The following is a 12706-nucleotide window of genomic DNA, read 5'->3' as shown; positions in this document are numbered from 1 at the left end:
TCCCCGCCGCGCCCGACCGGGGGTCGGTGGGAGGACTACCGCCGCAGCGGGCCCTCACAGGTGTAGTCGGCGGTGCCGGCCTGGCCGGAGGGCCAGACGTCGACCTTGCCGAACCAGCAGTTCATGTCGGCCAGGTTGTTGGCCGCCGCGCCGCCGCGACCGAGCAGGAAGTAGTCGACGGTGCCGGCCATGTCCCCCCGGACCCGGCCCGCATCGGCCGCGTTGGTGAGGTTGGCCGTGATGCGGCCCGTGCAGGTGAAGCGCATCTTGTTGTTCCAGTCGCCGTTGTCCTTGCAGGTCGGCGAGTTGGACGTGGCCGCGGCCAGCGCGGCCTGCACCTCGGAGGCGTAGGCGTACTGGAGCGAGCCGTTCGGGGCGTAGCGGGTCACCGGGACGAGCAGCTTCTCCGCCAGCGGGATCTCCGCGTCCAGGAAGGCCGAGTACTCGCGCTGCAGCGCCGCGTCCCGGCCCAGGCGGTCGCGCCAGGCGTCGTAGCCGGCACGGTCGTCGGCCCGCATGAGGCGGTACATCTCGGCCAGCTGGTCGGGGTGCTTCTCGCCCAGCAGGTTGAAGAAGGTCGCCGCGTACGGGTAGACCGTGAAGCCCCGCGAGGCCCAGGTGGCCTGGAGGATCTGGGCGATGGTCAGACGGGCGGCGCCGTACCCCTCCACCGAGGCGATCTGGTTGACCATCATCTTGCGTGCCTTGACGCCCCCGTCACGGGTGGAGCCGGCGAAGTACTCGGCGGTTCCCTCGTTCATGGCGAAGGTGGAGTCGTCGGTCCAGCGGGCGGAGTTGGCGGGGCCGGGGATGGCCCAGCGGGCGTTGAGGTAGTGGGTGTACTCGTGCCGGAACAGCTCCTCCAGGCTGAAGTACGACTCCTCGCTGGTGCGCTGGTAGGTGTAGAAGGTGGAACGGCCCTCCACGAACATGCCGCCGTTGTTGACGTCACCGATCCCGAAGAGCAGGTTCTGCAGGTTGATGTAGCTGGACTTGGTGCCGTACAGCTGGATTTCCAGGGTGGGGTTGGGGTCGTCGGCCACCGGCCGGTCGGTCCCGATCACCCGGAAGAACTGGGCCTTGACCTGCTTGGTCGCGTAGTACAGCTGGTCGGCGGTGGCCCGGTCGAGCGGGGTGTGGATGATCAGGCCGCCGTTGTCGTAGCTGTACGTGTTCGGCAGGATCTCCTTCTGGACGTCGGCCCGGCAGACGTTGTACTGGCCGCAGGTCCCCATCTCGTTGAGCCACACGCCGAGGCTGGCCCAGGGCTTGCTGAGCCGGCCGAAGACATCGGTGACCTGCGTGAAGGTCTGGCCCGCCTGGTCGCGCAGCCCGGACTTGAGCGCGTCGATGGTGCTGAACCGGCCGTACTCCAGCATCGCGTCGCCGGCCGCCCACTCGCTGCCGGTGCCCTTGAGGTGCCGGTAGCCCGCGTACGCCCGGAAGGCCTCGCGGTAGCCGGTGTCGGCGGCCACGGCGGCCCGGAACAGCCCCTGCGGGTCGTCCCCCTCGTTGTAGACGCCCTGGAAGTTGAGCTGCAGGGCGCTCTGGACGGCCCAGTTCCAGCCGTAGTCGCCGACCGCGGCGCTGCCGGGGGCGAACATCCCGAGGACCCGCTTGACCAGGGGGATGCGGCCGAGCCGGAGGGTCGGCATGGTGCCGGTCTGCAGCAGCTCGCCCATCGCGCTGCCCGCGGCGGTGGTCGGCTCGAACACCCTGGGGTTGGCGGTGTAGCGGGCGATCGCCCGGTCGAGGGCCGCCGTGGTCACGGCGTCGCGGATGTCGATCACGTCGTGGTGGTAGAAGTCGAACAGCACCGCGACGTGCAGGAAGTACCAGAGTTCCCTCTGGTTCAGGTTGTCGGCGCTGTCGAAGGACGGCGCCAGATCGCTGATCCGGTCGGCCACCGCCCGGACGTGGGCGCCGGTCATCACCTTGGCGAACCGCGCGTCCCAGCTGGTCAGCAGCGGCAGCAGGCACTCCTGGTACGGGTGCCGGCGGTCGGCGAGGAAGTCGGCCAGCTCACCCGGGGTGAGTGCGCTGAACCGCTCGACGGTGCAGGGTGCGGCCTGGTCCGCGGCGGCGGCGACCGGCGCCGTGCCGGCCGGCGCCGCGGCCTGCGGCGCGGCGGTGGTCGGCTGGAGGGCCGCGGCGCCGGGCCAGCCGCCGGGACCGGCCGAGAAGGCGCCGGCCGGCGCGGCGGCCTGGTGGGCCACCTCGCCGTCGGGGCCGTACGCGGCCTGGCCGAAGGCCCCGCCCGGGGTGGCGGCGGAGGCGGCGCCGGCGGCAGCGGCGGCGGGGTTGCCGGCCGCCTGCGCGCTCTGGACGAGCGGCGCGGCCAGGGTTGCGGCGAGTGCGATCGAGAGCATGGTGGTGCGCATGCGTCGCGTGGAAGACACCAATGACTCCTGCGAGTGTGGGGTGATGGGCAGTTGGTGTCGTGCAGGAACCCCGTACCGACCCGTGGGGATTGTGGAGGCGGGCGGGCACGAGGGACCGGGCCCGGGCGCGGCGGGGAGAGGTGCGCGCCCGGGCGGGGCCGGCCGGGTGGAAGGAACGGCCGGATCAGGCCCGTACGGGCCCACCGCGGAAGCGGTTGAACGGCAGGCCCGTACGGGGGTCTTGGGGAGCGGGGTCTACCGCCGCAGCGGGCCCTCGCAGGTGTAGTCGGCGGTGCCCGCCGTGCCCGAGGGCCAGACGTCGACCTTGCCGAAGGTGCAGTTCATGTCGTTGAAGTTGTTGGCGACGTCCTTGGTCCTGGTGAGGATGAAGTAGTCGACCGTGCCGGACATGTCCTTGAAGACCTTGTCCTGGCTGCCCGCGTCGGACAGGTTGGCGGTGATCCGGCCGGTGCAGACGAAGCGCATCGGCTTGTTGTCCCAGTCGCCGTTGTCCTTGCAGTTCGGCGTGTTGGAGGTGGCCAGCGCGAAGGCGGACTGCACCTCGGAGGCGTACGCGTACTTCAGCGAGCCGTTCGGCGTGAAGGCCGTCTGCGGCACGTACAGGCTGTTCACCGCGGCGATCTGGGCGTCCAGGAAGGCGCTGTACTGCGCCTGGAGCGCGGCGTCCGCGCCGACCCGGTTGCGCCAGGCGTCGAAGCCGGCCGGGTCGTCGGCCCGCTGGTAGCCGTACATCTCGCGGATCAGCGAGGGGTGCTGCTGCCACAGGAACTCGAAGAACGTGCCGGCGTAGTTGTAGAAGTGGAACGCCGGGGTGTCCGTGTACGTGGCGTGGATCAGCTCGTTGACGGTCATCCGCGGCAGGCCCTTGGCCTCGTCGGCGGCGAGCTTGGCGACCAGCGACCTCCGCACCAGGATGCCCTGGTCGCGGGTGGCGCCGTCGAAGAACTCGGCCGTGCCCTCGTCCATCGCGGTGGTCTTGTCGCCCGCGTACCAGCGCGGCTCGCTGAAGTAACCGGGCGTCGCCCAGCGGCCGTTGAGGTAGTGCACGTACTCGTGCCGGAACAGCTCCTCCAGCGTGAGCTGGGAGTCCTGCGGCACCCTGCGCTGGTAGGTGTAGAAGGTGGCGCCGCGCTCGATGTACATGCCGCCGTTGGCGGTGGAGTAGCCGGTGAGCACCGGCTGGTACACCTCGTAGTCGGCGCGCGAGGCGTAGAGGTGGATGTGCAGCGTGGAGTTGACGTCCCCGGCCAGCGGCACATCGGTGCCCAGCACCCGGAAGTACTGGCTCTTCACCTGCTTGCTGGCGTAGTACATCTGGTCGACGGTGGCCTTGTCGAGGGCCGTGCGGACCTCGATCGCGCCGTTGTCGTAGCGGTAGGTGTTGGGGAAGATCCGCGCCTCGAGCTGGTCGGTGCAGACGCCGTACTGCGCGCAGACGTTGTAGTAGGCGGCCCAGCCGATGAGCTTCACCCACGGGTCGGAGAACTCGCCGAAGGCCGTCTTCGCCGCGTCGAGCAGCGGGCCGAGCTCGACGGTGACGCCGTCCCGGAGCTGGGCTATCTGGCCGAAGCGGCCGGCCTCGGCCATCGCGTCGCGGGCCACCCAGGCGTTCTTGGTACCCTTGAGGTGGCCGTAGGAGGCGAAGGCCCGGAAGGACGTGCGGTAGCCGCCGTCCGCAGCCACGGCCGCCGTGAACGCCGGGTCCTGGTCGCGGATGCCCAGGTAGTTCAGGTTGAGCGCGGCGAGCGCGGCCTTGCCCCACAGGACGTTGTCGGCGACGGTGGTGCCCGGGGCGAGGACGGCCAGGATCCGGCTCGCCACCTGGAGGTTGTGCTGGCGCAGGCCGAAGCTGCCGGCCGTGATGGCCAGCTCCCGGATCGTCGCCGCGGCGCGGTCGGTGACGTCGAAGGCGTGGGCGCTGCCGGTGTACGCCTCGATCGCCCGCTGGATCGCCGCCAGGGTGGGCGCGTCGGTGACGTCGATCTCGCCGCGGCTGTAGTCGTGGTAGACGGTGGCGTGCAGGAAGGTCCACAGCTCGTACAGGTGCGAGGCGCCGGTGCCGTCGTCCGCGGCCGCGAGCCGGGTGATCCGGTCGGCGACCGCAGCCACGTGGGCGTCGTCCATGGTGGTGGCGAAGCGGGCGTCCCAGGTCCACAGGAGGGAGGTCAGACAGCCGTCGGCGCTCACCGCCGGGTCGGTCAGGAAGTCGGCCAGCTGCGCCGGCCCGAGGCCGGTCATGCCGTCGAGCGTGCAGGGCACCCCGGCGGCCGTGGTGGCCGGCGCGGCGGCGGTGGCGGTGGCCGGGCCGTCCGCCGTCGGGGCGGGCGCCCCGACGTGGTCGGGCAGCAGGCCGGGGACGAGCGCGTCGCCGAGCGAACCGCCGCCGGGCGCGGGGGCGGCGGTGCCGGCCCTGGCGACGGCGTCGCCCAGGCGGTCCACCTCGTCGTAGCCGGTCCGGGCGCCGTCGAAGGTCCCGGCGGCGGACGGCGAGCCGGTGGACGGCGTACCCGTGGACGGCGCGCCGGCGGACTGGGCGCCGACGGACTGGGTGCCGAGGGACTGGGTGCCGACGGCCGGCTGCGCGGCACCGAACGCCTGCGCGCTCTGGACGAGCGGCAGCGTGAGGGTGGCGGCCATCGCGGCCGCGAGCAGAACTCTTCGGCCGGTACGGGAAGTTGACACCAGTGCTCCTGGGATGTGGAGGTGTGGGGGGTGGAGCGGTGTACCTGTGCACACGCGAAAGGGCGCGGTGTGGGGTGCGACCTCTGGCGGGTGTTGCGCCCGTCGGGCACACCTGGGGCTGTACCGCCGGGCGTGGGGTGCCGGCGGTACAGCGGCAGGCGGGCCCGAAGGACTAGGCCTCCGGGAAGTGGCAGGCCGCCTCCCGGGTGCCCGGCCCGGCGATCTGCAGCAGCGGCCGCTCGGTGCGGCAGACGTCCTGCACCTTCGGGCAGCGCGGGTGGAAGCTGCACCCGCTCGGCGGGTTCGCCGGACTCGGCGGGTCGCCGAGCAGCACGATCCGCTCCCTGGCCCGCTCCGCCGCCGGGTCGGGCAGCGGCACGGCGGAGAGCAGCGCCCGGGTGTAGGGGTGGGCCGGGTTGCCGTAGACCTCCGCCTTGTCGCCGATCTCGACGATCCGGCCGAGGTACATCACCGCGACCCGGTCGCAGACCCGCTTGACCACCGAGAGGTCGTGGGCGATGAAGATGTACGCCAGGCCGAGCTCCTTCTGCAGGCGCTCCATCAGGTTGACCACCTGGGCCTGGATGGAGACGTCCAGCGCGGAGACCGGCTCGTCGGCGACCACCAGCCGCGGGGAGGTGGCCAGCGAGCGGGCGATGCCGATCCGCTGCGCCTGGCCGCCGGAGAACTCGTGCGGGTAGCGGTCCAGGTGCTCGGGGATCAGCCCGACCAGCTCCATCAGCTCCGCCGCCCGCTTGCGCGCGTCGGCCGCGCCGGTGCCCTGGACCAGCAGCGGCTCGGAGATGATCCGGGCCACCGTCTGCCGGGGGTTGAGCGAGGAGTACGGGTCCTGGAACACCATCTGCAGGTCCCGGCGGTGCGGGCGCAGCTGGGCCTGGGTCAGGCCGCCGATCTCGGTGCCGTCGAAGTCGACGGTGCCGGAGGTCGGGTCGATCAGCCGGACGACCATGCGCCCGGTGGTGGACTTGCCGCAGCCGGACTCGCCGACCAGGCCGAGGGTCTCGCCGGCGCCGACGTCGAAGCTGACGCCGTCGACGGCCCGGACGGGCGCGCCGGGCCGGCCGGTGCGGGACCGCCGTCCGGGGAAGGTCTTGACCAGGTCCCGGACGGACAGCAGGGGCTCGGTCATCCGAGGGCTCCTTCCGCCACCAGCGGCAGATGGCAGGCGGCCTGGTGGCCGGTGGAGAGCGGCCCGAACTGCGGGCGCTCGGCGAGGCAGCGGGCGTGCTCCGGTGCGGTGGCGGCGGTGGTGCGGGCGCAGCGCGGGGCGAAGGAGCAGCCCGGGGAGGGGTTGATCAGCGACGGCGGGCTGCCGGGGATGGCCCGCAGCGGGGCGTCGTCGGTGTCGTCGAGGCGGGGCAGCGAGTCGAGCAGCCCGCGGGTGTACGGGTGCGCGGGTGCGCCGAACAGCCTTTCCACGGGGGCCTGTTCGGCGGCGCGACCGCCGTACATGACCATCACCTCGTGGGCGACCCGGGCGACCACGCCGAGGTCGTGGGTGATCATCACGACGCCGAGGCCGCGGTCCTGTTGGATCTTGGCGATCAGGTCGAGGATCTGGGCCTGGACGGTGACGTCGAGAGCGGTGGTGGGCTCGTCGGCGATCAGCAGGTCCGGCTCGCAGGCGAGGGCCATGGCGATCATCACGCGCTGGCGCATGCCGCCGGAGAACTGGTGCGGGTACTCGTCCACCCGGCGGGCGGGTTCGGGGATGCCGACCTCGCCGAGCATCTCGATCGCGCGCTGGCGGCCCGCCTTGCGGGAGGCCTTGAAGTGGATCCGGTAGTGCTCGGCGATCTGCTCGCCGACGGTGTAGAAGGGGTGCAGGCTGGAGAGCGGGTCCTGGAAGATCATGGCGATCCGCCGGCCCCGGACGGTGCCGAGCTCCCGCTCGCCCAGGCCGTTGAGCTCCTGGCCGTTCAGCCTGATCGAGCCGGTGACGCTGGCGCCGCGGTGCAGGCCCATGACGGCCAGCGAGGTGACGGACTTGCCGCTGCCGGACTCGCCGACCAGGCCGAGGGTGCGGCCGGCCTCGACGGCGAAGCTGATGCCGTCGACGGCCTGGACGGTGCCGCGCGGGGTGTTGAACGCGACCCTGAGGTCGTCGACCTCCAGAAGAGCGCCGTGCCCTCCGATGAGCTCGCTTCGCTCGCCCATGGTCAGTACCTCACTCTCGGGTCGACGTATGCGTAGAGCACGTCGACCAGCAGGTTCGCGGCGACGATGAAGAAGGCCGCGAGCAGGGTGACGCCGAGGATGACGGGCTGGTCGGAGCGGAGCAGGCCGTCGTAGAAGAGCCGTCCGATGCCGGGCAGGCCGAAGATGGACTCGGTGATGACGGCGCCGGCCAGCAGGCCGCCGAGGTCCATGCCGAAGATGGTGAGGATCGGCGTCATGCCGGAGCGCAGCCCGTGCTTGACGGTGACGGTCCGGGACGGCAGCCCCTTGGCCCGGGCCGTGCGGATGTACGGCTCGGCCATCGCCTCGATCATCGAGTTGCGGCTCTGCCGGGCGTACATGGCCGCGTACAGCAGGGCCAGGGCGGTCCAGGGCAGCAGCAGGTTGGACGCCCAGGCGACCGGGCCGTCGGTGAAGTCGTGGTACGCGGGGTAGGGCAGCAGGCCGGCGGTCCGGACGACGCCCCAGATCAGCATGATCGAGGTGAAGTAGACCGGCAGCGAGGCGGTGCCGACCGAGAGCACCATCAGCGTGCGGTCGGTGAGGCTGCCCTTGCGCAGCGCCGAGGTGACGCCGGCGCCGAGGCCGAGCAGCAGCCAGAGCACGGACGCGCCGAGGGCGAGCGACACGGAGACCGGCAGGCGGTCGACGAGCAGGTCCCAGACCGGCAGCGAGTACTCGTAGGAGTAGCCGAGGCAGGGGAAGCCGCAGTGGACGGCGCTCAGGCCGCTGCCGTAGTCGCGGCCGGCCACGATGCCGGAGAGGTAGGAGCCGAACTGCTCCCAGATCGGCGCGTCGAGGCCCATCGCGGCCTTGACCTCGGCGAGCCGCTCGGGGCTGCAGGTCTTGCCGCAGGCGGCCGCGGCCGGGTCGTTCGGCAGCAGGTAGAAGATGGTGAAGGTGATGGCGCAGATGGCCAGCAGGATGCCGGCCACGCCGAGCAGTCTGCGGCCGAGGAAGAGGATCACGACCGGCCTCCCCGGGGGTCGAGGATGTCCCGCAGCGCGTCGCCGAGCAGGGTGAAGGCGAGCACGGCGATGAAGAGGAAGGCCGTCGGGATCAGGAAGTACGTCGGGTCGATCTCGTAGTGCACGATGGACTCGGCGATCATCTGGCCCCAGGAGGCCGTGGGCGGGCGGACGCCTACGCCGAGGTAGGACAGGGCCGCCTCGGTGGCGATCATGCCGGGGATCAGCAGCGTGGTGTACGCGATGATCGGGCCGGAGACGTTCGGCAGGATCTCCCGGGTGAGGATGCGCCAGGAGCGCGCGCCGCCGACCTTGGCGGCCTCGACGTACTCGCGGTGCTTGAGCGAGAGGGTCTGGCCGCGGACCACCCGGGCGATGCCGGGCCAGCCGAACACGCCGATCACCAGGGTCATCAGCAGGATCCGGTTGACGTCCTTGGCCACCGACATCATCGCGATCATGAAGATCAGCGACGGGAACGACATCGTGAGGTCCATCAGCCGGGACAGCACGGTGTCGACGCGGCCGCCGAAGTAGCCGGACGCGATGCCGGCCAGGGTGCCGGAGACCACGACCACGGCGGTGGCGGTGAAGGCGATGATCAGCGACACCTGGCCGCCGTGCAGGACCCGGGCGAACAGGTCGCGGCCGGTGACCGGCTCGACGCCGAGCCAGTGCCGGGCGCCGATGCCGCCGAAGTCGCCGATGGGCACGCCGCCCAGGTACGGGTCGATGGCCCGCTTGTCGAACTCCTCGGGGGACCAGCCGCCGAGCGCGCTCAGCGGACCGGCCAGGGCCGCCATCAGCACCAGGACGCCGACGGTGATCAGGCCGAACCGGGCCGAACCGCGGGCCCAGAGCTGGTCCCAGACCAACCGCCAGGGCCCGCGCCCGGCCTTCTCGGGGCCCGCCGCCGCGACGGGCGCGGCGGCGGGCTCAGTGGAAGTACTACTCATGGCGAAAGATCCCTCAGCCCTGGCTCTTCGAGGGGTCCTTGAGGCCGATCACGGCCATGTCGATCATGCCGGCGTAGCCGGAGTTGCCGAACGCGCCGGCCACGTTGGTGCCGGCCAGCAACGGGCGGCGCTGCCACATCAGCGGGACGGCCGGGGCCTTCTTCATCAGGTCCTCGTCCAGCTGCGCCCAGGCCTTGTTGGCCTCGTTGACGTCCGTCATGGCCGCGATCTGGTCCATCCGGTCCATCGTGGCCTGGTCGCGGAACTGGCTGTAGTTGCCCTGGTTGCCCTTCTCCTTGATGGTCCGGCCGTCGAACAGGAACGGGAAGAAGGTCGCGGCGGACGGGTAGTCCGGGCACCAGCCGTTGATGGTCAGCTCAGGGGCGTTCTTGGTGTCGCCGAGGGTGTCGGTGAAGGCCGACGGGTCGACGGTGTTGACGGTGACCTGGATGCCGGCCTTGCTCAGCGACTGCTGGATGGCCTCGCCGCGGGTCTTGTCACCGAGCGAGACGGTGAGCGAGAGCTTGAGGTCGGACTTGCCGGCCGCCTTCAGCATGGCCTTGGCCTTCTCCGGGTCGCCGGCGGCGGGGATCTTCAGCGGGTCGGCCTTGGTGCCGCCGTTCAGCGACGGCGGCAGGAAGGAGGTGGCGACGTCGGCCATCGCGGGGCCGCCGAACGCGGTGACCTGGGCCTCCTTGTCGACGGCGTACATCATCGCCTCGCGGACCTTCGGGTCGTCGAAGGGCGCCTTGGAGGTGTTCAGGTAGAGGCTGTCGGTACAGCCGGTGCGCTCGGCCACCATGCGGGCCTTGACGTCCGCCTTGGGCAGCACCTTCGGCACGGACTCGGGGCGCATCCACGGCATCTCGATGGCGGAGGCGTCGGCGCCGTCGCTGGCGATGATGCGGTCGTCGACCTGGCCGCCCTTGAGGCCCTGGGTCACCACGATCTTGTCGGGGTAGGCCTTGCGGACCGGGTCGCCGGCGGGGTCCCAGTTGGTGTTGCGGACCAGCACCAGCTGCTTGCCGCGGTCGTAGGTCTCGATCTTGTACGGGCCGGAGGAGAACGGCCGGATGTCGTACTGGGTGCCCTTCTCCTGGGCCTGCGGCACCGGGGAGAACGTCGGCAGGGTCGCGGTGTAGGCGAACTCGGCGACCGGGCGCTTGAGGCGGAAGACGATGGTCTTGTCGTCCGGCGTCTCGATGCTCGACAGGTGCTCGCCGGTCAGCGGGCCCTTGTAGTTCTCGCCGCCGGCCAGGTACTGGGCGGCGTAGTCGGGGCCGCCGGTGAGGTCGGGGGAGAACGAGCGCTCGACGTTGTACTTGATGTCGGCGGACTTGATCGGGCTGCCGTCCTCGTACTTGAGCCCGTCCTTCAGGGTGAAGGTCCAGGTCTTCCCGCCGTCCGACGGGCGGCCGGTGTCCGTGGCGAGGTCCGGTACGATCTCGCTTCCGGCGGCGCCCGGCTCGGCCTTGAAGGTGACCAGGGTGCGGTAGATCAGGCGGGTGCCGAAGTCCATGTGCGGCAGCGTCCAGTTGCGGGCCGGGTCGAGGTGCGCGAAGTCCTGGTTGGTCAGCACGGTGAGGGTGCCGCCCTTGACCGGCGTGCCGCCGATGATCGTCCCGGTCTCGGCGCCCGGGCCCTTGGTGGCGCTCGGCGCGGCGTCCCCGCCGGTGTCGCTCTTGTCGTTGCTGCAGGCCCCGAGGCCGAGGGTCAGTGTGGCTGCGATGGCCGCCGCGAGGGCGGCGTGGGTGCGCCTGGTCATGTGCAACTCCGCAATGGGGGGGCCGGAGGTGAAGGCCCGTGACTCGCCCCGGGGCAGGTCCGGGGCCAGACCGGGAGGGCGACTTCAGGGGTCTAGCCGCTCCACGGTGTGACCCGTAACATAGTAATGTGAAATTGCACTGCACAAGAGGTGGCGGCTCCCGTTACCGACCTGTGTCCGTGCAGCACCCCCAGCCCCTTTAGGAGTACCTCCGGTGACCCTCCGTCAGACCGGTCTCAACACCGGCAGCCACGACCTCCCCGTCTCCCCCGCCCTGGACGCCTTCATGGGCACCGCCTGGGCGCCCACCCCGCTCCCCGCCGAGCAGCGCGTTCCCGGGTACGCCGTCATGCCGCGCCGCCGGGCCCGGCTGTCCGCCGCCTTCCCCGGCGAGCGGCTGATCGTCCCGGCCGGGGAGCTCAAGGTCCGCAGCAACGACGAGGACTACCGCTTCCGCCCGCACAGCGCGTACGCCTGGCTGACCGGCCTCACCGGCGAGGACCAGGTCGGACACATCCTCGTCCTGGAGCCCTCCGGCCCGGAGGGCCACGAGCCGGTGCTCTACCTGCGCCCGCGCTCCCCGCGCGGCGGCCCCAACCGGGGCTCGGAGTTCTACCGCGACCGCCGCTACGGCGAGTTCTGGGTCGGGCGCCGCCCCGACCTCGCCGAGGCCTCCCGGCTCACCGGCGTGCGCACCGAGCACCTCGACGACCTGGAGAAGCTGCTCACCGGCCCGCAGCCCGCCACCCGGGTGCTGGCCGGCGTCGACCCCGCGCTGGACGCCGTCACCGAGCGGCCCGGCTCGCCCGCCCTGGCCGCGGGCGACGGCCGGCTCGCCTCCGTCCTGTCCGAGCTGCGCCTGGTCAAGGACTCCTGGGAGGTCGAGCAGCTCCAGCTCTCCGTCGACCACACCGTGCTGGGCTTCCAGGACGTCGTCCGCGCGCTGCCCACCGCCCTGCAGCACACCCGCGGCGAGCGCTGGATCGAGGGCGTCTTCAACCTGCGCGCCCGCGCCGAGGGCAACGGCACCGGCTACGACACCATCGCCGCGTCCGGCGCCCACGCCTGCGTCCTGCACTGGATCCGCAACGACGGCGCGCTCGACCCGAACGCGCTGCTGCTGCTCGACGCCGGCGTGGAGACCGACACCCTCTACACCGCCGACATCACCCGCACCCTCCCGCTCAGCGGCACCTTCTCCCCCGTCCAGCGCCAGGCGTACGAGCTGGTCCTCGCCGCCCAGGACGCCGGCATCGCCGCGCTCCGGCCCGGCGCCAGCTTCCGCGACTTCCACCGCGCCGCCATGCGGGTCATCGCCGAGGGCCTCGCCGACTGGGGCGTCCTGCGCATCCCCGCCGAGCAGGCCCTCCAGGAGGACAGCGGCATCTTCCGCCGCTACACCCTCTGCAGCACCGGCCACATGCTCGGCCTCGACGTGCACGACTGCGCCAAGGCCCGCGCCGAGACCTACCTGGACGGCGTCCTGGAGGAGGGCCAGGTCCTCACCGTGGAGCCGGGCCTCTACCTCCAGCCCGACGACGAGACCCTCCCCGCCGAGCTGCGCGGCCTCGGCATCCGCATCGAGGACGACCTGGTGATCACCGCCGACGGCGCCCACCTGATGTCCGGCGCGCTCCCCCGCACGGCCGACGGCGTGGAGTCCTGGATGGCGAACCTGCTGTCCTGACGCCGGCCCGCCGAAGGGGTGCACGGGCGCGGGCGCGCCGCGCGGTC

At 71.8% G+C, this 12706-nt stretch carries 8 protein-coding genes; 1 reads left to right on the top strand and 7 read right to left on the bottom strand.

All coding sequences use genetic code 11. The annotated features are described in order from the left end of the window. Nucleotides 1-35: 35 nt before the first annotated feature. The 7 genes from ACGFZP_RS18020 to ACGFZP_RS17990 all read right to left on the bottom strand — a co-directional run bounded on the left by ACGFZP_RS18020 (nucleotide 36) and on the right by ACGFZP_RS17990 (nucleotide 10972). Nucleotides 36-2399, bottom strand: coding sequence for a collagenase (locus ACGFZP_RS18020; protein WP_392933696.1), 2364 nt, complete (start codon nucleotides 2397-2399; stop codon nucleotides 36-38). Nucleotides 2400-2636: 237 nt separating this feature from the next. Continuing rightward, nucleotides 2637-5084, bottom strand: a complete 2448-nt coding sequence (locus tag ACGFZP_RS18015) for a collagenase (RefSeq protein WP_392933693.1) — start codon at nucleotides 5082-5084, stop codon at nucleotides 2637-2639. Between the two features lie 172 nt (nucleotides 5085-5256). Then, nucleotides 5257-6234, bottom strand: coding sequence for an ABC transporter ATP-binding protein (locus ACGFZP_RS18010; RefSeq protein WP_392933691.1), 978 nt, complete (start codon nucleotides 6232-6234; stop codon nucleotides 5257-5259). Then, nucleotides 6231-7262, bottom strand: a complete 1032-nt coding sequence (locus ACGFZP_RS18005; protein WP_392933690.1) for an ABC transporter ATP-binding protein — start codon at nucleotides 7260-7262, stop codon at nucleotides 6231-6233. The genes ACGFZP_RS18010 and ACGFZP_RS18005 overlap by 4 nt, the downstream gene beginning before the upstream one ends. Before the next feature lie 2 nt (nucleotides 7263-7264). Further along, entirely contained in the window at nucleotides 7265-8251 is a 987-nt protein-coding gene (locus ACGFZP_RS18000; RefSeq protein ID WP_392933688.1) for an ABC transporter permease, read from the bottom strand. Continuing rightward, nucleotides 8248-9207, bottom strand: coding sequence for an ABC transporter permease (locus tag ACGFZP_RS17995; protein ID WP_392933686.1), 960 nt, complete (start codon nucleotides 9205-9207; stop codon nucleotides 8248-8250). Before ACGFZP_RS17995 ends, ACGFZP_RS18000 begins: the two co-directional genes overlap by 4 nt. A gap of 13 nt (nucleotides 9208-9220) precedes the next feature. Continuing rightward, complete coding sequence (locus tag ACGFZP_RS17990) at nucleotides 9221-10972, bottom strand: ABC transporter substrate-binding protein (RefSeq protein ID WP_392933684.1); 1752 nt, start codon at nucleotides 10970-10972, stop codon at nucleotides 9221-9223. 286 nt (nucleotides 10973-11258) lie between these two features. Between ACGFZP_RS17990 and ACGFZP_RS17985 the strand changes: the two genes are divergently transcribed. Continuing rightward, nucleotides 11259-12659, top strand: coding sequence for an aminopeptidase P family protein (locus ACGFZP_RS17985; protein ID WP_392934656.1), 1401 nt, complete (start codon nucleotides 11259-11261; stop codon nucleotides 12657-12659). Nucleotides 12660-12706: the final 47 nt, after the last annotated feature.

This window comes from Kitasatospora sp. NPDC048239 (assembly GCF_043202015.1).
Taxonomy (GTDB): domain Bacteria; phylum Actinomycetota; class Actinomycetes; order Streptomycetales; family Streptomycetaceae; genus Kitasatospora.
Note: the sequence above shows the minus strand (reverse complement) of the source record. Positions and strands in the feature narration are given on the sequence as shown.